A 20,775-nucleotide genomic window follows, 5' to 3' on the forward strand; every position below is an offset into this window, starting at 1 on the left:
TTAAAACCGCCATCCGGCCATAACGATCAGAGTTTATCCAGCAACGTCTTCACATCTTTACCGTTACGGGTGTCTTTATTACGATCCGCCCAGTCATTCAGCCGACGTTTTGCTTCATCCTGAAGATGCTTACGCAACAGCTGATCGACCTGCAAGTTGTAATTCAGCGCCTCCCAGTTTCCGTAAACCCGTAGCGGCACCGGCGTCTCTTTCAGGAAATCAATCAGCTTACCTTCCCCTTTCCAGCCGTCCAGCACGCGCACGTTAAACCGGGTATCACAGTTTTGCTCAACCAGATTCAGGGTGCCTTTACCGGTCAGCGCCAGCAGCGCAGACTCACCGGACATATTGTCCAGGGTCAGATCGCCGTTATCCAGCACCACATCGGTCGTAAAGCGATCCAGACGGGTGGCGTTGTCGAAGTTTTGCATCGACTCCACGTCGCCGCCGCTGCGCGACACCGCCTGCTGCACCAGCTGCTGGAAGTTCATTCCTTCCATCCGCGTGTCTTTCATTTCAACATGCGCCTGGCCCTGCCAGGTCTGGCGGAACGCCTGCGCATCAATGTCTGCGCCAGAGAAATCCCCCGCCAGCGACATCTTACCGGTCAGTGAGATCGGATAATTGAAGGCCGTCAGAATCGAACCGATCTCGACATCTTCAAGGCGTGGATGAAACTCCACACGCGGTTTGACCCGGGTGGCATCCAGTGTCCCCGGCAGCGAAATGGAACCGCCGTCCAGTTTGCCCTGCAGTTCAGCAATCTCCAGCAGCCCGGACTGGTTGGTCATCCGGGTGGAAACCTGGGAAAAGTTCATCCCCCGCCAGCGAACGTTGTTCGCCTGTAGCGAAATATCCGCCGAGAATCCCTTCAGTCCCTGATAAGCAGGTTCATCCATGCGGGATGAGATAACCGGACGCGGGAGCGACGCCTGGCTCTGCCCCTGCTGCACTGTACCATTAGCCCCATTGAGACTTTCATCGTGCGCAATAAGGTTATCCAGATTTAACTGGTCAAACGTCAGCCTGAACAGCCATTCTGGTTTGTCCGCCAGCGTCACCTGCGCCTGTCCGGTCAGCGTGCTGTCATTCGCGGTTAAGTTAAGCTGATTGAACGACAGTTTTTTTTGTTCTTCCTGCCACTGGGCCTGTAGCTGCCCCTGGCCCTGGATCCCCTGCTTTGGTAAATCGGCGCCCTGCAGATGCCAGCTCAGCTGCTGAATCCCCGCAGTGAGGTTATGCGGGTAGTCGGAGGCATCAACCGTGCCGTTCAGCGCAAGGGTGAGGTCACGCTGATCGCGGTTAACGCGTCCTGAGAATTCGAAGGAACCACGATGCTGCTGATCCTGCTCCATTTGCAAACGGATATCACGAACGGTCACCTGCTCATCGTCTTCATGCTGGAACACCAGCACGCTGTCCGCCACGCGCAAACTGACAATATCAAACGACCAGCCGCGGTCTTCGGCAACATCCGGCAAGGTATTGTCCTTCGGCGCAACGGGCGCGTCTTCGCTGCGTACCGCCTCGGTTTGCGGCGTCAGCTGGATCACCGCCCCTTTAAGCATTACCTGCTTAACGCTGAGCTGATGGCTCAACAGCGGCCACAGCGCAACGTCGAGACGCATATTATCAGCACGAACTAACGGTTCGCTGGCGCCCTGCGCCGTTAATACCATGCGACCGGAGAGAATACTCAGCTGAGGCCACACATGCCAGCGCAGGGGACCGTCAAGCTGCAACTGATATCCGCTGCGCGCGGCGACCTGCTGTACCATATAGGTACGAAAGTCGTTCGGATTGACTAACAATACTAACGCGGAGAAGCCGGCCACCAGCACGACCAGCAAAATCATCAGCGTCGTCAGAAATCGTCTCATTCTATCCCCAGTGGAGCAGACTCAGTCTTTATCAATCCGGCTGGCGACGGCGCCCTGCTGATCGCGGTATTTCGCATCCTCACGGCGGTTGTACGGCCGCGCCGCAGGACCCGAAAGCGGTTCAAAACTCAGCGCGCCAATCAGCATACCGGGGCGCAGGGCCAGCGGTAATTTTCCGGAGTTATAAAACTCAAGCACGATGCAGCCCGACCAGCCCGGATCGATACGGTGGGCGGTTACGTGCACCATTAAGCCCAGGCGTGCCAGCGAAGAGCGACCATCCAGCCAGCCGACCAGATCCGCCGGAAGGGTGACGGACTCATAGGTCACGGCCAGCGCCAGTTCACCCGGATGAAGGTAAAACGCCTCGCCATCCTTAAGCACGATCTCGTCGCTCATCACGCGATCGAGTGCGGCGCTGACTTCATGCTTCGGCCCGCTCAAATCGATAAATGCCGCCGTATGGCCGCTGAAAGTGCGAAATTTATTGCCAAGACGCACATCCACCGTCGCGCCGTTGATTCGCTCTACGGGCGGACGAGGGTTGATCGACAAACGGCCTTCATCAATCCAGGCTTCAATATCTCGGTCACACAGACGCATGGCACTTTCTCCTTTCGGGCATCATTTTCTTAACGTATTGTCCGTTAAGGGCAATCCAGGTTATCACTGAACGGTACACAATTTGCCGGGCTTATTCAAAGAACTGACTGATTTTCGCTTTCAGAATATCGATAGCGATGCGGTTTTTACCCCCGCGCGGCACAATAATATCCGCATACTGTTTGGAAGGTTCAATAAACTGCAGGAACATTGGCCGTACCGTTTTCTGATATTGCGCCATCACGGAGTCCATCGAACGACCGCGCTCGTTAACATCCCGTTTGATACGGCGCATCAGGCAGATATCCAGCGGCGTGTCGACAAAAATGGAGAAGTTCATCGCCTCACGCAATCGCGCGTCCGTCAGCAGCAGGATACCTTCCAGAATGATGACTTTCTTTGGCTCGACGCGAACAGTCTCTTTCATGCGAGTATGTTCTACATAACTGTAAACCGGAAGTTCAATTGCGGTTCCGCTTTTCAGCGCTTGCAGATGCTGAAACAGCAGGCTGTGATCCATTGCGTTCGGATGGTCATAGTTGGTTTTGACGCGTTCTTCCATCGACAAATGGCTTTGATCTTTGTAATAGCTGTCTTCGGGAATAACGCCAATATGTTCGTCACCGACTTGTTCACGTAACTCGCGATAAAGCGTACTGGCAATAAGACTCTTGCCGGAAGCCGATGCGCCAGCAATACCGATAATGACGCACTGATGAGACTGATCAGTCATAAATTTAGCGACCTGAATAACCTGGATGTTAGGAAGGGCGACGCCGAAGCGTCAAACGCCGGCAATTATACACAAATTCACTCAAGATGCATCGAGGTGAAATGGCAGTCCGTCAATTCCCTTTCGCAAATTAAAATGGTCATTTTTAAGGCGACTGCGGAATTTCTCCCCGGCAACGGGAATTAATCGCCAGATAACGTCAAATTATGAGCAACCAGGATATAAATTGTAAATTGTTTGTACTAGCATAAACAAAGACCAACACTGACGCGTCCTGGTTTACTGTGACGTTCCCGGCCATTCGGATACAGCGGTAATGAGTAAACAATTCCAACATGTTTTAGTTACCCTGCCTCATCCTCTACTGCGTCTGGTCAGTTTAGGACTGGCGGCATTCATCTTCACCCTGTTCTCGCTGGAATTGTCGCAGTTTGGTTCGCATCTGGCTCCGCTGTGGTTTCCGACATCGATTATGATGGTGGCGTTTTATCGTCATGCCGGGCGCATGTGGCCGGGGATTGCGCTGGCCTGCTCGCTCGGAAATCTCGCCGCCTCTTATGCGCTTTTTTCTGCCAGTTCGCTCAATTTAACCTACACCACCATCAATGTTATTGAAGCGGCTGTTGGCGCGATTTTGTTGCGGAAGTTACTGCCCTGGTACAACCCGCTGCAAAATCTCAATGACTGGGTTCGACTGGCCTTCGGTAGCGCCATCATTCCACCGTTAGTCGGCGGCATCCTTCTCTGGCTGGTGTCAGGCGAAGAAAACCCGCTGCGCGCATTTTTGATTTGGGTGCTGTCAGAATCGATTGGCGCGCTGGCGCTGGTGCCGCTGGGCCTGTTGTTTAAACCCCATTACCTGCTTCGTCATCGCAATCCACGCCTGTTACTCGAAACAATACTGACGCTGATTATCACCCTCGCCCTCAGCTGGTTCTCCATGAAATACGTGCCGTGGCCATTTACCTTTGTCATCGTGCTGCTGATGTGGAGCGCGGTGCGCTTACCGCGGATGGAGGCTTTTTTAATCTTCCTCGCCACCATCATGATGGTGTCGCTGATGATGGCGGCAGACCCAACGCTACTGGCTAGCCCAAAAGCGCATATCACAATGAATCTGCCGTGGCTGCCCTTTTTAATGATCCTGCTACCCGCCAATATCATGACTATGGTGATGTACGCCTTCCGCGCCGAGCGCAAGCACATCACCGAGAGCGAAGAACGTTTTCGCAACGCCATGGAGTATTCCGCCATCGGGATGGCTCTGGTCGGTACGGAGGGACAATGGCTCCAGGCGAACAAGGCACTCTGCCATTTCCTCGGCTACAGCCAGGACGAGCTTCGCTCACTCACCTTTCAGCAGCTAACGTGGCCTGAAGACCTGAACAGCGACCTCGAACAGCTGAACATGTTGATACGTGGCGACATTAACAGTTATTCGCTGGAGAAGCGTTACTACACTCGTCAGGGAGAGGTAGTCTGGGCGCTGCTTGCGGTTTCACTGGTTCGTCATTCTGACGGGACACCGCTCTACTTTATTGCCCAGATTGAAGATATCAACGATCTCAAGCATACCGAGTGGGTCAATAAACGGTTGATGGAGCGCATTACGCTCGCCAACGAAGCGGGCGGTATCGGTATCTGGGAGTGGGAGCTCCAGCCCGACGTGATCAGCTGGGACAAGCGCATGTTTGAACTTTATGACGTCGCCCCGCATATCAAACCCACCTGGAAAGTCTGGTACGACTGCGTCATTCCGGAAGATCGCGAACATGCAGAGAAGGTGGTCCGCGACTCGCTGGCCGCTCGCCTCCCTTTCAAGCTTGAGTTCCGCATTGCGGCAAAAGACGGCATTCGCCACATTCGCTCGCTGGCAAACCGGGTACTGAATAAAGAGGGCGAAGTGGAACGCCTGCTCGGTATCAATATAGACATGACCGAAGTTAAACAGCTCAACGAGGCGCTGTATCAGGAAAAAGAACGCCTGCATATTACGCTCGACTCCATCGGCGAAGCGGTGATCTGTATTGACGTTGATATGAATATCACCTTTATGAACCCGGTCGCCGAGAAGATGAGCGGCTGGCAACAGGCGAACGCCATCGGCGTGCCGCTGCTATCGGTACTGCGTATTACCTTTGGTGATAACGGTCCGCTAATGGAAAATATCTACAGTGCGGATATGTCACGCTCGGCGATTGAGCAGGATGTGGTACTCCACTGTCGCAACGGCGGCAGCTACGATATCCATTACAGCATCACGCCGCTCAGTACCCTGGACGGCGGCAACATTGGATCGGTCCTCGTCATCCAGGATGTCACCGAATCACGTAAAATGCTGCGCCAGTTGAGCTACAGTGCGTCACACGACGCCCTCACCCATCTTGCGAACCGGACCAGTTTTGAAAAACAGCTAAAACAATTACTGCATACGGTCAGTACTTCACGCCAGCGTCATGCCCTGGTATTTATCGATCTCGATCGTTTTAAGGCGGTAAACGACAGCGCGGGCCATGCTGCTGGCGATGCGCTGCTACGCGAGCTGGCATCGTTGATGCTCAGTATGCTACGTTCCAGCGACGTACTGGCGCGTCTGGGGGGCGATGAGTTTGGCCTGCTGCTGCCAGAATGCAATATTGAAAGCGCCCGCTTTATTTCTACGCGCATGATCAATGCGATCAATGATTATCATTTTATGTGGGAGGGGCGTCTGCACCGCATTGGTGCCAGCGCCGGGATCACGTTGATTGATGAAAACAACCATCTCGCCACCGAGGTTATGTCGCAGGCGGACATTGCCTGCTATGCCTCTAAAAATGGCGGGCGTGGCCGCGTCACCGTCTATGAACCGCAGCAAGAGGCGCAACATACCACGCGTGCCATGATGTCGCTGGATGAACAGTGGCACATGATTAAAGATAACCACCTGCTGATGGTCGCCCGAAGCGTGGCGTCGCCGCGTATTCCTGAGACTTGCAGCTTCTGGCTGGTTTCGCTACGTCTGTGGACCAGCGAAGGCGAAGTGATGGAAGAGCAGGCGTTCCGCGCAGGCTTAGCCGACCCGGCGCTTGACCACGCGCTGGACCGTCGCGTCTTCCATGAGTTTTTCCACCATGCGGCAGCAGCCGTCGCGAGTAAAGGGCTGAGCCTGGCCCTGCCCCTTTCTGCCGCCGGGTTGAGCAGCACAACGCTTATTGATGAGCTGCTTAATCAGCTGGAACGCAGTCCGCTGTCAGCGCGTCTGCTGCACCTGATTATTCCGGCTGATGTCATTATTTCGCAAGCGACCGAGGCCGTACCTGGGTTGCAAAAGCTGCGTCAGGCGGGCTGCCGGATTATCCTCAGCCACATTGGGCGGGACCTGCAAATCTTTAACCATCTGACCCCTGGGATGGCCGATTACCTGCAGCTCGACGGCGAACTGAGCACCAGCATTCAGGGTAATTTGATGGATGAAATGCTGGTGTCGATCGTTCAGGGTCATGCCCGGCGGTTGGGGGTAAAAACCATCGCGGGACCGATACAGACCCCGCTGGCGATGGACGCCCTTTCCGGGATCGGGGTGGATCTCATCTATGGCGATATTATCGCCGATGCGCAACCCCTGGATCTGCTACTGAACACCAGCTATTTCGCCATCAACTGACGGCTGCCAGCCGTCGGTGTACCAGATATGCAATAACGCGTATGAACGCCAGGGCTTCCAGCGCTCAGCGTAGCGACGAATCTGCGCCGGCGTCATGCCGGGAAAACGTTGCTTGATCAGGTAATCATCCGGCAGAAAAACATCCTTCGCCTGCCAGCCGCGAAGCGCAAAATAGCTGGCCGTCCAGCGCCCGATTCCCGGAAAGGACTGCAATGTCTTCATTCCCTGCTCGATGTCCGCAGGGGCGGTAAAGGTAAATTCGCCATTCAGCGCGGCTTGCGCCAGATGGATGAGGGCTTCAGCACGCTTTACCGGCATCCCCAGCGCTTTTAACTCAAGCGGATTGGCATTGACCAACTGCTGCGGCGTGGGAAAACAGACATACTCTGGCGCATCCGCAAGCACGTCGCCATAGCGGCTGGCGACTTTAGCGGTCAGCTTCGCCGCCATCGATACGCTCACCAGCTGGCCTAAAATCGCCCGGACGCCCTGCTCGAATGCATCAACCGAGCCGGGCAAACGTAATCCCGGACGTGCCGCGCCTAAGTCGCCCAGCGCCTGAGTCACCCGTAACGGATCGCAACCTAAATCAAATAAGCGTTCAACTTTTTCCAGGCAATGGTGCGCAACGGGCAGCAGCCCCTCGGTTAGCGTGACGTTGAGCGTCTGGTTTTGCAGGTCGGGCATAACGGTTACCCTTCCACGATGTTCGCCAATGGCCAGGCTTCGCGTGTAGTGCAGTTCGCCAATCGTCTCAACGCCCTTTACGGCACGAGCCGCGAGAAAACCCAGCATCCACGGCCAGTCATACGGCGGTTGCCAGCTCAAAGTAAACATTCCGACTCCTTTTCAATAATTCTTTCGCCTGTACCCTGAATAATTTAAGTAGCAGGAGTGCCAACGCGCCTGCAACCTTAAACATGATTGATATACGTTAATCTAACAGGACGCCTTGCCTTTATATTCCAGTTGTCGCCCGGATGACATTTCGTTAAAGTCTCGCCCCTTCTTCACCGGCATGGGGATTATTAAAGTGTTTATTGGTTTTGACTACGGTACGGCCAACTGTTCGGTTGCCATCATGCGTGACGGACAACCTCAGTTACTCAAAATGGAAAACAACAGTACGCTGTTACCTTCAATGCTTTGCGCACCGACGCGTGAAGCCGTAAGCGAGTGGTTGTATCGCCATCACAACGTCCCGGCAACGGACGCAGAGACCCAGGCGCTGCTGCGTCGCGCAATGCGTTATAACCGCGAAGAAGATATCGACGTCAACGTCAACAGCGTGCAATTTGGTCTTTCCTCTCTCGCGCAATATATTGACGATCCGGAAGAAGTTTACTTCGTTAAATCACCGAAATCGTTCCTGGGGGCCAGTGGTCTTAAACCACAACAGGTTGCATTATTCGAAGACTTAGTCTGCGCAATGATGTTGCATATCCGTAATCAGGCACAAAGCCAGCTGCCAGAAGCCATAACCCAGGCGGTCATTGGGCGCCCAATCAACTTTCAGGGTTTAGGTGGCGAAGAGGCCAACAGCCAGGCGCAGGGCATTCTGGAGCGTGCGGCAAAACGTGCCGGTTTTCAGGATGTGGTGTTCCAGTATGAGCCCGTCGCCGCCGGTCTGGACTATGAGGCAACCTTACAGGAAGAGAAACGCGTGCTGGTCGTTGATATCGGCGGCGGGACCACGGACTGCTCGCTGCTGCTGATGGGCCCCCGGTGGCGTCAGCGCGAAGATCGTGAATCCAGCCTGCTCGGACACAGCGGCTGTCGCGTTGGCGGCAACGATCTGGATATCGCACTGGCGTTTAAAACCCTGATGCCACTGTTGGGCATGGGGGGGGAAACCGAAAAAGGTATCGCCCTGCCCGTATTACCCTGGTGGAATGCGGTGGCGATTAACGATGTCCCGGCACAGAGTGATTTCTACAGCAGCGCAAACGGTCGCATGTTAAACGATCTCGTCCGCGATGCACGTGAGCCGGAGAAAGTGGCGCTGCTGCTTAAAGTCTGGCGTCAGCGCCTGAGTTATCGTCTGGTGCGAAGCGCGGAGGAGAGCAAAATTGCCCTGTCTGCACAGCCCGAAACAACCGCCACGCTGCCCTTCATCAGCAATGCGTTAGCCACCGCCATCAGCCAGCAGGGGCTGGAAGCGGCGCTCGACCAGCCGTTGACGCGTATTCTCGAACAGGTACAGCTGGCGCTGGATAACGCTCAGGAAAAGCCGGATGTGATCTATCTGACCGGCGGCAGCGCCCGTTCACCGCTCATTAAAAAAGCGCTCACCGCGCAGCTGCCTGGCATTCCCATTGCCGGGGGCGATGATTTCGGTTCCGTTACCGCCGGGCTGGCGCGCTGGGCGGAGGTTGTTTTCCGCTAAGCGGCTCGCAAGCGCAGTCGCTGCGAATTGACATTAGTCAGAGCGTGGCTTATTTTCAGGAGCGAGGGTAAGGGAGGGGTCCCCCCTCCCCCTGGTGTCTTAGTAAGCGGGTAGGCTAATGACTAAGAGTATCACCAGTCTGATGACGTACTTCATCATAACCCTTTCCTTATTTTGGCCCCTTCCTCGGGAGGGGCTTTCCCGTATCAGCATCCTGCTGAAATTTTTGGCTTACCTCCGTATTGCCATGCCGCCACTCTAACGCACTCTTCAGCCTTCCTCATTTTCACCGATAATCGTTGCGTAACGCCTCGCAAAGCCCGTCAGCATTCAGACGAATCCAGACAGTGTTTCATAATTCCTCCATTTTTCTCCCTTGTTGCCTGACTAAACTAGTATCATTCCGCGAAACGTTTCAGGATGAGAAACTCATAACGATGAAAGGCAGTGATAAATCCCGCTGGGTGATAGCAATCGTGGTAGCCGTGGTGGCTGTCGCGGCATTCTGGCTCTGGCACAGCCGCAGCACTCCAGAAAGCAAAGCGCCAGGTGCGAGCGGGCAGGCACAGCAGCCTGCCGGTGCGGGTCGTCGCGGTATGCGCTCCGGCCCACTGGCGCCCGTCCAGGCCGCTACCGCCGTTCAACAGGCCGTTCCTCGCTATCTGACCGGGCTGGGTACCATCACCGCCGCCAATACTGTCACCGTGCGCAGCCGTGTGGACGGTCAGCTTATGGCGATCCATTTCCAGGAAGGGCAGCAGGTTAAGGCGGGCGATCTGCTGGCCGAAATCGATCCCAGCCAGTTCAGAGTGGCGCTGGCTCAGGCGCAGGGGCAGTTAGCGAAAGACAAAGCCACGCTGGCGAATGCCCGGCGCGATCTGGCGCGGTATCAGCAACTGGTAAAAACCAATCTTGTCTCCCGTCAGGAGCTGGACACCCAGCAGTCGCTGGTCAGCGAAGCTGAAGGCACCCTAAAAGCGGATGAGGCAAGCGTCGCCAGTGCGCAATTACAGCTCGACTGGAGCCGTATCACCGCCCCGGTGGACGGTCGGGTGGGTCTGAAACAGGTGGATATCGGTAATCAGATCTCCAGCGGAGATACCACCGGTATTGTGGTTATCACGCAAACGCATCCCATTGATTTGATCTTCACTCTGCCGGAAAGCGATATTGCCACCGTAGTGCAGGCGCAAAAGGCCGGTAAAACGCTGGTTGTTGAAGCCTGGGACCGGACCAACTCACAGAAACTGAGTGAAGGCACCCTGCTGAGTCTGGACAACCAGATTGACGCCTCCACCGGCACCATCAAAATTAAAGCGCGTTTCAATAACCAGGACGATACGCTATTCCCGAATCAGTTTGTGAACGCCCGAATGCTGGTGGATACCGAACAAAACGCGATAGTCATCCCTGCCGCCGCACTGCAAATGGGCAACGAAGGCCACTTTGTCTGGGTGCTGAACAGCGAAAACAAAGTCAGCAAACACCTGGTGAAACCCGGGATTCAGGACAGCCAGAAGGTGGTGATTAGCGCCGGGATTTCCGCGGGCGATCGCGTGGTCACGGATGGTATAGACCGCCTGACGGAAGGGGCAAAAGTGGAAGTGGTGGAAGCACAAACGGCAACCGCAGCGGAAGATAAAACCCCTGCCCGCGCTCCCGGCCAAAAAGGAGCGCGCTCCTGATGCAGTTGTTACCTCCTGGCAGCACGGGCGGCCCGTCCCGCCTGTTTATTATGCGTCCTGTCGCCACCACGCTGCTGATGGTGGCGATTTTACTCGCCGGGATTATCGGCTATCGCTTCCTGCCCGTTTCCGCCCTGCCGGAAGTGGACTACCCCACGATTCAGGTCGTGACGCTGTATCCGGGTGCCAGCCCGGATGTGATGACCTCCGCCGTCACCGCCCCGCTTGAGCGTCAGTTCGGACAGATGTCCGGCCTGAAGCAGATGTCGTCGCAAAGTTCCGGCGGCGCATCCGTGGTGACGTTGCAGTTCCAGCTTACCCTGCCGCTTGATGTGGCTGAGCAGGAGGTACAGGCAGCCATTAACGCCGCCACCAACCTGCTGCCGGGCGATCTGCCTAATCCCCCCGTTTACAGTAAGGTAAACCCTGCCGATCCGCCGATCATGACGCTCGCCGTCACTTCGAGCGCCATGCCGATGACGCAGGTAGAAGATATGGTGGAAACCCGCGTAGCGCAGAAGATTTCCCAGGTCTCCGGCGTCGGGTTAGTTACCCTTTCCGGTGGGCAGCGCCCGGCGGTACGGGTGAAGCTCAATGCCCAGGCCATCGCCGCCCTCGGTCTGACCAGTGAAACCGTCCGTACGGCCATTACCGGTGCTAACGTTAACTCAGCAAAAGGCAGCCTTGACGGTCCGGCCCGTGCGGTGACGCTCTCCGCAAACGACCAGATGCAGTCTGCCGACGAGTATCGTCAGCTTATTATCGCCTGGCAGAACGGTGCGCCGGTACGTCTGGGTGATGTCGCCACCGTTGAACAGGGCGCGGAAAACAGCTGGCTCGGCGCGTGGGCGAATAAAGAACAGGCCATTGTGATGAACGTCCAGCGCCAGCCCGGCGCCAACATCATCTCTACGGCAGACAGCGTTCGGCAGATGCTGCCGCAATTAACAGAAAGCCTGCCAAAAACCGTTAAGGTCACCGTGCTTTCTGACCGCACCACCAATATTCGCGCGTCGGTGAGCGACACTCAGTTTGAGCTGATGCTGGCCATTGCGCTGGTGGTGATGATTATCTACCTGTTTCTGCGCAACGTTCCCGCCACCATTATTCCGGGGGTTGCCGTCCCCCTGTCGCTGATTGGTACCTTTGCGGTAATGGTATTTCTCGATTTTTCAATCAATAACCTGACGTTAATGGCGCTGACTATCGCCACCGGTTTCGTGGTGGATGATGCGATCGTGGTTATCGAGAACATTTCACGTTACATCGAAAAAGGCGAGAAACCGCTGGCGGCGGCGCTTAAGGGCGCTGGCGAAATCGGCTTTACCATTATTTCCCTGACCTTATCGCTGATTGCGGTACTGATCCCCTTGCTGTTTATGGGCGACATTGTCGGACGATTGTTTCGTGAGTTCGCGGTTACCCTGGCGGTGGCTATTCTGATTTCCGCCGTGGTATCGCTGACCCTGACGCCGATGATGTGCGCCCGTATGCTCAGCCAGGCGTCGCTGCGTAAACAGAACCGCTTCTCCCGTGCGTCGGAAAAGATGTTCGAACGGACGATCGCCGGATACGGTCACTGGCTGGCAAAAGTGCTCAATCACCCGTGGCTGACGCTGAGCGTGGCGCTTGGCACGCTACTGCTGAGCATTATGCTGTGGGTGTTTATTCCTAAAGGGTTCTTCCCGGTTCAGGATAACGGCATCATTCAGGGCACATTGCAGGCTCCGCAGTCCAGTTCATTTGCCAGCATGGCGCAGCGCCAGCGTCAGGTCTCCGATGTCATTCTCGGCGATCCGGCAGTGGAAAGTCTGACCTCGTTCGTCGGCGTGGATGGCACGAATCCGGCGCTGAACAGCGCGCGTCTGCAAATCAACCTTAAGCCACTGGACGAGCGCGACGACCGCGTGCAAAAGGTGATAACCCGTCTGCAGGCCGCGGTGAGTAAGGTTCCCGGAGTCGAACTCTATCTGCAGCCAACGCAGGATTTAACCATCGATACCCAGGTGAGCCGCACCCAGTATCAGTTCACCTTACAGGCCACCTCGCTGGATGCGCTCAGCACGTGGGTACCGCAGTTAATGGAAAAACTGCAACAACTCCCACAGCTTTCTGACGTCAGCAGCGACTGGCAGGACAAAGGGCTGGTGGCCTGGGTGAACGTTGATCGCGACAGCGCCAGCCGTCTGGGGATCAGCATGGCGGATGTCGATAATGCCCTGTATAACGCCTTTGGCCAGCGGTTGATCTCTACGATTTATACTCAGGCCAACCAGTATCGCGTGGTGCTGGAACACAACACCGAAAATACGCCAGGGCTGGCGGCGCTGGATACCATTCGGTTAACCAGCAGCGATGGCGGAATTGTGCCGCTTAGCGCGATCGCCAAAGTGGAGCAGCGCTTTGCCCCGCTCTCGATCAACCACCTCGATCAGTTTCCGGTGACCACGATTTCGTTTAACGTGCCGGACAACTATTCGCTGGGTGACGCAGTACAGTCGATTCTCGATGCGGAGAAAACGCTCAACCTGCCGGTGGATATCACCACGCAGTTCCAGGGCAGCACCCTTGCCTTCCAGGCGGCGCTGGACAGCACCATCTGGCTGATTGTCGCGGCGGTGGTGGCAATGTATATCGTGCTTGGCGTGCTGTATGAAAGCTTTATTCACCCCATTACCATTCTTTCTACCCTGCCAACGGCCGGGGTCGGCGCTCTGCTGGCATTGATGATTGCCGGCAGTGAGCTGGATGTGATCGCCATTATCGGCATCATTTTGCTGATTGGTATTGTGAAGAAAAACGCCATCATGATGATCGACTTTGCGCTGGCCGCCGAGCGCGAGCAGGGGATGGCGCCGCGTGAGGCTATTTTCCAGGCCTGCCTGCTGCGTTTTCGCCCGATCCTGATGACCACCCTGGCGGCCCTGCTGGGCGCGCTGCCGCTGATGCTGAGTACCGGCGTCGGGGCGGAATTGCGCCGACCGCTGGGGATAGGCATGGTGGGTGGCTTACTGGTCAGCCAGGTGCTGACGCTGTTTACCACACCGGTCATTTATCTGCTGTTCGATCGTCTGTCGCTGTATGTGAAAAGCCGCTTCCCACGCCAGGAAGAGGAGGTGTAAATGAAGTTTTTCGCTCTCTTCATTTATCGCCCGGTGGCGACAACGTTAATTTCTATCGCCATTACCCTGTGCGGCGTGCTTGGATTCCGGCTGCTGCCGGTCGCCCCGCTGCCGCAGGTCGATTTCCCGGTGATTATGGTCAGCGCATCGTTGCCGGGCGCATCGCCGGAGACGATGGCGTCGTCGGTTGCGACCCCGCTGGAGCGCTCGCTGGGGCGCATTGCCGGCGTCAGCGAAATGACGTCGAGCAGCTCACTTGGCAGCACGCGCATCATTCTCCAGTTTAACTTCGACCGGGATATCAACGGCGCGGCGCGTGATGTGCAGGCAGCGATCAATGCCGCGCAAAGCCTGCTGCCGAGCGGTATGCCAGGCCGTCCAACTTATCGCAAAGCCAATCCCTCCGATTCGCCAGTTATGATCCTGACGCTGACATCGGAGACGTATTCCCAGGGCGAACTGTACGATTTCGCCTCCACCCAGCTAGCGCAAACCATCGCGCAGATCGACGGTGTCGGTGATGTGGATGTGGGCGGTAGCTCCCTGCCGGCGGTGCGCGTGGGCCTGAACCCCCAGGCACTGTTTAATCAGGGCGTGTCGCTGGACGACGTTCGGACCACCATCAGCAATGCCAACGTACGTAAACCTCAGGGCGCCCTGGAAGACAAAACCCATCGCTGGCAGGTACAGACCAATGACGAACTGAAAACTGCGGCGGAATATCAGCCGCTGATCGTGCACTATAACAACGGCGCGGCGGTACGTCTGGGCGACGTCGCCTCTATTGTCGATTCGGTACAGGACGTGCGTAACGCCGGGATGACCAACGCGAAACCGGCCATTCTGCTGATGATCCGCAAACTGCCGGAAGCCAATATCATCCAGACGGTGGACAGCATCCGGGCAAAACTGCCGGAGTTACAGGCAACGATCCCCGCGTCAATCGACATGCAGATAGCCCAGGATCGCTCCCCGACGATCCGCGCCTCGCTGGAGGAGGTGGAGCAGACCTTAATTATTTCCGTGGCGCTGGTCATCCTGGTGGTTTTTTTATTCCTGCGATCCGGGCGTGCAACCCTGATTCCTGCCGTGGCGGTTCCCGTATCGCTGATTGGCACCTTCGCGGCAATGTACCTGTGCGGCTTCAGTCTGAATAACCTGTCGCTGATGGCGCTCACCATCGCCACCGGTTTTGTGGTAGATGACGCCATCGTGGTACTGGAAAATATCTCCCGTCATCTGGAAGCGGGAATGAAACCATTGCAGGCAGCGTTGCAGGGTACGCGGGAAGTGGGTTTCACCGTACTCTCAATGAGCCTTTCGCTGGTGGCGGTATTCCTGCCGCTGCTGTTGATGGGGGGATTGCCCGGCCGGTTATTACGCGAGTTTGCCGTGACTCTCTCCGTTGCCATTGGCATCTCCCTGGTGGTTTCGCTCACTCTGACCCCGATGATGTGCGGCTGGATGCTCAAATCCAGCAAACCGCGCGAGCAGACGCGCAATCGCGGCTTTGGTCGCCTGCTGGTGGCGCTGCAACAAGGGTACGGTAAGTCGCTGAAATGGGTACTGAACCACTCCCGTATGGTGGGCCTGGTGCTGCTTGGCACTATCGCATTAAATATCTGGCTCTACATCTCGATCCCAAAAACCTTCTTCCCGGAGCAGGATACCGGCGTGCTGATGGGCGGCATTCAGGCCGATCAGAGCATCTCCTTCCAGGCGATGCGCGGCAAGTTGCAGGACTTTATGAAGATTATCCGCGAGGATCCTGCCGTGGATAACGTTACCGGCTTTACCGGCGGTTCACGCGTCAACAGCGGGATGATGTTTATCACGCTGAAACCACGCGCAGAACGTAACGAAACGGCCCAGCAGGTTATCGACCGCTTGCGGATAAAGCTCGCGAAAGAACCGGGCGCGAATCTGTTTCTGATGGCGGTGCAGGATATTCGCGTCGGTGGTCGCCAGGCCAACGCCAGCTATCAGTACACGCTCTTATCGGACGACCTTGCCGCGCTGCGCGAATGGGAACCGAAAATTCGCAAAGCGCTGGCCGTTCTGCCCCAACTGGCGGACGTAAACTCTGACCAGCAGGACAACGGCGCCGAGATGAATCTTGTCTACGATCGCGACACCATGTCGCGTCTTGGAATTGACGTTCAGGCCGCAAACAGTCTGCTGAACAACGCCTTTGGGCAGCGGCAAATCTCCACCATTTACCAGCCGATGAATCAGTATAAAGTGGTGATGGAAGTCGATCCCCGTTACACCCAGGACATCAGCGCACTGGATAAAATGTTTGTCATTAACAGCGACGGTAAAGCCATTCCGCTGTCGTATTTTGCGAAGTGGCAACCCGCCAATGCGCCGCTGTCGGTGAATCATCAGGGATTGTCCGCAGCATCGACCATCTCCTTTAACCTGCCGACCGGCTCCTCGCTTTCCGAAGCCAGCGACGCGATAACCCGGGCGATGACCCAGCTTGGCGTGCCCTCAACCGTACGCGGCAGCTTTGCAGGAACCGCGCAGGTTTTCCAGGAAACCATGAACTCACAGGTGATCCTGATTATTGCGGCGATCGCCACGGTCTATATCGTGCTGGGCATTCTGTACGAAAGCTACGTGCACCCACTGACGATTCTGTCCACGCTTCCCTCTGCCGGGGTGGGAGCATTGCTGGCGCTGGAACTCTTCGATGCCCCGTTCAGCCTGATCGCCCTGATAGGGATCATGCTGCTCATTGGCATTGTGAAGAAAAATGCCATCATGATGGTTGATTTTGCGCTTGATGCGCAGAGGCACGGTAATCTGACGCCGGAAGAGGCCATTTTTCAGGCATGTCTGCTACGTTTTCGCCCGATAATGATGACCACCCTGGCCGCGCTGTTTGGCGCGCTGCCGCTGGTGCTGTCCGGTGGGGATGGCTCTGAACTGCGCCAGCCGCTCGGGATTACGATCGTCGGCGGTCTGGTAATGAGCCAGCTTCTGACACTCTATACCACGCCGGTGGTTTACCTCTTTTTTGACCGTCTGCGGCTACGTTTTTCACGTAAACCAGGAGAAACGGTAACAAGTTAAATGACAGAACTTCCCAACAGCACCCGCTGGCAGCTTTGGATAGTGGCATTCGGCTTTTTTATGCAATCGCTGGATACCACTATCGTTAACACCGCCCTTCCCTCGATGGCGACAAGTCTCGGGGAAAGCCCGTTGCATATGCATATGGTCATTGTGTCGTATGTGCTGACCGTCGCGGTCATGCTCCCGGCCAGCGGCTGGCTGGCTGACAGGGTCGGCGTGCGCAATATCTTCTTCACCGCCATTATTCTGTTCACGCTCGGTTCGCTGTTTTGCGCCTGGTCCGGCACGCTTGATGAACTGGTGATGGCGCGCGTGCTACAGGGGGTCGGCGGCGCGATGATGGTGCCAGTCGGCAGGCTGACGGTCATGAAGATCGTCCCGCGCGAGCAGTATATGGCGGCGATGACTTTCGTCACGCTGCCCGGTCAGGTTGGTCCCCTGCTCGGCCCGGCGCTGGGCGGGATCCTGGTTGAATACGCCTCATGGCACTGGATATTCCTGATTAATATTCCGGTGGGCATTATCGGCGCCATTGCGACGTTAATACTGATGCCCAACTACACCATGCAGACCCGGCGTTTTGACCTCTCCGGCTTTTTGCTGTTGGCTTTCGGCATGGCGTTCCTGACGCTGGCGCTGGATGGCAGTAGAGGTACAGGGTTGTCGCATCTCGCCCTTGCCGCGCTGGTTGCCGCCGGTATCGTGGCGATCCTTCTGTATCTGCTACATGCCAGAAATAACGTCAGGGCGCTGTTCAGCCTGAATCTGTTTCGCACGCATACCTTTTCGCTTGGTCTGCTTGGCAGCTTCGCCGGACGCGTCGGGAGCGGCATGTTGCCGTTTATGACACCGGTTTTCCTGCAAATTGGCCTTGGCTTCACACCATTCCATGCCGGGCTGATGATGATCCCGATGGTGTTGGGCAGTATGGGGATGAAACGGATTGTGGTGCAGGTGGTAAACCGCTTTGGCTATCGCCGCGTGCTGGTAGCCGCCACTCTGGGCCTGTCGCTGGTGACCCTGTTGTTTATGACGACCGCACTGCTCGGCTGGTACTACGTTCTGCCCTTCGTTTTGTTCCTGCAGGGAATGGTTAACTCAACGCGTTTTTCATCGATGAATACCCTGACGCTGAAAGATCTACCGGACGAATTCGCCAGCAGCGGCAACAGTCTTCTGTCGATGATTATGCAACTGTCGATGAGTATCGGGGTGACTATCGCCGGGCTTCTGCTGGGCATGTTCAGCCAGCAGCACGTTGCCGTTGCCAGCGACAGCACGCACACGGTCTTTATGTACACCTGGCTTTGCATGGCGTTGATCATCGCACTACCGGCAATCATTTTTGCCCGAGTGCCCAACGACACGCATAAAAACGTTGTCATTTCGCGACGCAAGAGGAGCTCGTAATGAAGTTCTGGCGACCCGGTATCACCGGCAAACTGTTTCTGGCGATTTTTGCCACCTGCATTGTGCTTCTCATCAGCATGCACTGGGCCGTTCGCGTCAGCTTTGAACGTGGCTTTATCGATTACATAAAACACGGTAACGAACAGCGGCTACAGCTGCTCGGAGACGCCCTGGGCGAACAGTACCAACTGCACGGTAGCTGGCGATTCCTGCGTAATAACGATCGCTTTGTTTTTCAGATCCTGCGTTCGCTGGAGCACGACGGCGACAGTGATAAGCCTGGTCCAGGTATGCCGCCACACGGCTGGCGCACCCAGTTTTGGGTAGTTGACCAAAGTGGCAACGTGCTGGTCGGCCCGCACGGTCCGGTCCCTCATGATGGAACGCGCCGCGCCATTAACGTCAATGGCAATGACGTGGGCGCGGTGATTGCCTCCCCCGTTGAGCGTCTGACGCGCAACACGGATATTAATTTCGACAAACAGCAGCGACGTACCAGCTGGCTTATCGTCGCGCTCTCAACCCTGCTGGCGGCGCTGGCCACTTTTCCCCTGGCGCGCGGATTACTGGCTCCGGTCAAACGCCTGGTGGAGGGTACCCATAAGCTGGCGGCGGGCGACTTCACCACCCGCGTGACCCCAACCAGTGCAGACGAGTTGGGCAAGCTGGCACAGGACTTTAATCAGCTCGCCAGCACGCTGGAAAAAAACCAGCAGATGCGCCGCGATTTTATGGCCGATATCTCCCATGAGCTGCGCACCCCGCTCGCCGTGTTACGCGGCGAACTGGAGGCTATCCAGGACGGCGTGCGTCAATTTACACCAGAATCTGTGGCCTCCCTGCAGGCGGAGGTCGGCACGCTGACCAAACTGGTGGACGATCTGCATCAGCTTTCAATGTCTGATGAAGGTGCGCTGGCATATCAAAAAACCTCAGTGGATCTGATCCCTCTACTGGAAGTGGCAGGCGGCGCATTTCGCGAGCGTTTCGCCAGCCGCGGGCTGACGCTGAAGTTTTCACTGCCGGACAGCGCGATCGTGTTTGGCGATCCCGATCGTCTGATGCAGCTTTTTAATAATCTGCTGGAAAACAGTCTGCGCTACACCGACAGCGGTGGCAGCCTGCATATCAGCGCCGGACAGTCAGATAAAAAGGTCTTGTTAACCTTTGCCGACACCGCACCTGGCGTGAGTGACGAGCAGCTGAATAAATTATTCGAACGTTTTTACCGTGCAGAAGGTTCCCGCAACCGGGCCAGCGGCGGATCGGGCCTGGGACTGGCCATTTGCGTCAACATCGTACAGGCGCATAATGGCCAGATCCGGGTAGCCCATTCGCCTTTTGGCGGCGTTAGCATTACAGTAGAGCTACCGCTGGAACACGACTTACAGAGAGATGTATGACTGAGTTACCCATTGATGAAAACACGCCGCGCATCCTGATCGTGGAAGATGAACCCAAACTGGGACAGTTGCTAATCGACTATCTGAAAGCCGCGAGCTATGCTCCAACGTTAATCAGCCATGGCGATCGGGTACTGCCGTATGTGCGACAGACCCCACCCGACCTGATCCTGCTGGACCTGATGCTGCCAGGCACTGACGGTCTGACATTATGTCGGGAGATCCGCCGTTTCTCCGAAGTGCCCGTGGTAATGGTGACAGCAAAAATCGAAGAGATAGATCGCCTGCTGGGGCTGGAAATTGGCGCTGATGATTACATCTGCAAACCTTATAGCCCGCGCGAAGTTGTCGCCCGCGTAAAAACCATTCTGCGCCGCTGCAAGCCACAGCGTGTCCTGGAGCAGATGGACGCCGATAGCCCGCTGATTATCGATGAAGGCCGCTTTCAGGCCTCCTGGCGTGGGAAACTGCTCGATCTCACTCCAGCGGAGTTCCGTCTGCTTAAAACGCTTTCTCATGAGCCAGGGAAAGTCTTCTCCCGCGAGCAGTTGCTCAATCATCTCTACGACGATTATCGCGTGGTGACTGACCGCACAATTGACAGTCACATCAAAAACCTGCGCCGCAAGCTGGAATCTCTTGACGAAGAACAGTCGTTTATTCGTGCGGTGTATGGCGTGGGATATCGCTGGGAAGCCGATGCCTGTCGGATTGCCTGACGGTACTTCCCTTTACCTCTCCCCCCCACGGCGCTACAATGCCCGCCCTTAATGTGGGGGCACTCCCCTAACCGCTTCATCAGGTGAAGCGGATCTGACCTGTCATC

The 20,775-nt window shown here is 56.2% G+C and carries 13 protein-coding genes; 8 read left to right on the forward strand and 5 right to left on the reverse strand.

All coding sequences use genetic code 11. The features are described 5' to 3' along the window. Positions 1–26: 26 nt before the first annotated feature. The 3 genes from asmA to udk all read right to left on the reverse strand — a co-directional run bounded on the left by asmA (position 27) and on the right by udk (position 3,216). The gene (asmA, locus tag C3432_RS02510) at positions 27–1,880 is read right to left on the reverse strand and encodes an outer membrane assembly protein AsmA (protein WP_103775112.1); all 1,854 of its coding nucleotides are present in this window, start codon (positions 1,878–1,880) and stop codon (positions 27–29) included. A 21-nt stretch (positions 1,881–1,901) separates the two neighbouring features. Then, complete coding sequence (gene dcd / locus C3432_RS02515; RefSeq protein ID WP_103775113.1) at positions 1,902–2,483, reverse strand: dCTP deaminase; 582 nt, start codon at positions 2,481–2,483, stop codon at positions 1,902–1,904. A 91-nt stretch (positions 2,484–2,574) separates the two neighbouring features. Beyond that, positions 2,575–3,216 (reverse strand): uridine kinase, encoded by a 642-nt coding sequence (udk, locus tag C3432_RS02520; RefSeq protein ID WP_103775114.1) that lies wholly within the window; start codon positions 3,214–3,216, stop codon positions 2,575–2,577. Positions 3,217–3,532: 316 nt separating this feature from the next. Between udk and C3432_RS02530 the strand changes: the two genes are divergently transcribed. After that, entirely contained in the window at positions 3,533–6,862 is a 3,330-nt protein-coding gene (locus C3432_RS02530; protein WP_103775116.1) for a diguanylate cyclase, read from the forward strand. Here C3432_RS02530 and alkA read toward each other — a convergent pair. Next, positions 6,830–7,699, reverse strand: coding sequence for a DNA-3-methyladenine glycosylase 2 (gene alkA / locus C3432_RS02535; protein ID WP_103775117.1), 870 nt, complete (start codon positions 7,697–7,699; stop codon positions 6,830–6,832). The two genes, C3432_RS02530 and alkA, sit on opposite strands and share 33 nt — an antisense overlap. Before the next feature lie 196 nt (positions 7,700–7,895). Between alkA and yegD the strand changes: the two genes are divergently transcribed. After that, positions 7,896–9,248 (forward strand): molecular chaperone, encoded by a 1,353-nt coding sequence (gene yegD, locus C3432_RS02540; RefSeq protein WP_103775617.1) that lies wholly within the window; start codon positions 7,896–7,898, stop codon positions 9,246–9,248. Between the two features lie 99 nt (positions 9,249–9,347). On the opposite strand, the gene C3432_RS28290 is transcribed toward yegD, so the two are convergent. After that, positions 9,348–9,461, reverse strand: coding sequence for a type I toxin-antitoxin system Ibs family toxin (locus C3432_RS28290; protein WP_146050904.1), 114 nt, complete (start codon positions 9,459–9,461; stop codon positions 9,348–9,350). A 224-nt stretch (positions 9,462–9,685) separates the two neighbouring features. Between C3432_RS28290 and C3432_RS02545 the strand changes: the two genes are divergently transcribed. The 6 genes from C3432_RS02545 to baeR are packed head-to-tail and all read left to right on the forward strand — an operon-like array spanning position 9,686 to position 20,668. Continuing rightward, on the forward strand, positions 9,686–10,933 hold the full coding sequence (locus C3432_RS02545; protein ID WP_103775118.1) for an MdtA/MuxA family multidrug efflux RND transporter periplasmic adaptor subunit: 1,248 nt from the start codon (positions 9,686–9,688) through the stop codon (positions 10,931–10,933). After that, entirely contained in the window at positions 10,933–14,055 is a 3,123-nt protein-coding gene (gene mdtB / locus C3432_RS02550; RefSeq protein ID WP_103775119.1) for a multidrug efflux RND transporter permease subunit MdtB, read from the forward strand. The genes C3432_RS02545 and mdtB overlap by 1 nt, the downstream gene beginning before the upstream one ends. After that, the gene (gene mdtC, locus C3432_RS02555) at positions 14,056–17,133 is read left to right on the forward strand and encodes a multidrug efflux RND transporter permease subunit MdtC (RefSeq protein WP_103775120.1); all 3,078 of its coding nucleotides are present in this window, start codon (positions 14,056–14,058) and stop codon (positions 17,131–17,133) included. Beyond that, positions 17,134–18,546, forward strand: coding sequence for an MFS transporter (locus C3432_RS02560; protein WP_103775121.1), 1,413 nt, complete (start codon positions 17,134–17,136; stop codon positions 18,544–18,546). After that, positions 18,546–19,949 (forward strand): two-component system sensor histidine kinase BaeS, encoded by a 1,404-nt coding sequence (gene baeS / locus C3432_RS02565; protein WP_103775122.1) that lies wholly within the window; start codon positions 18,546–18,548, stop codon positions 19,947–19,949. Before C3432_RS02560 ends, baeS begins: the two co-directional genes overlap by 1 nt. Next, complete coding sequence (baeR, locus tag C3432_RS02570; RefSeq protein ID WP_103775123.1) at positions 19,946–20,668, forward strand: two-component system response regulator BaeR; 723 nt, start codon at positions 19,946–19,948, stop codon at positions 20,666–20,668. Before baeS ends, baeR begins: the two co-directional genes overlap by 4 nt. Positions 20,669–20,775: the final 107 nt, after the last annotated feature.

The organism is Citrobacter amalonaticus (assembly GCF_002918555.1).
GTDB lineage: Bacteria > Pseudomonadota > Gammaproteobacteria > Enterobacterales > Enterobacteriaceae > Citrobacter_C > Citrobacter_C amalonaticus_A.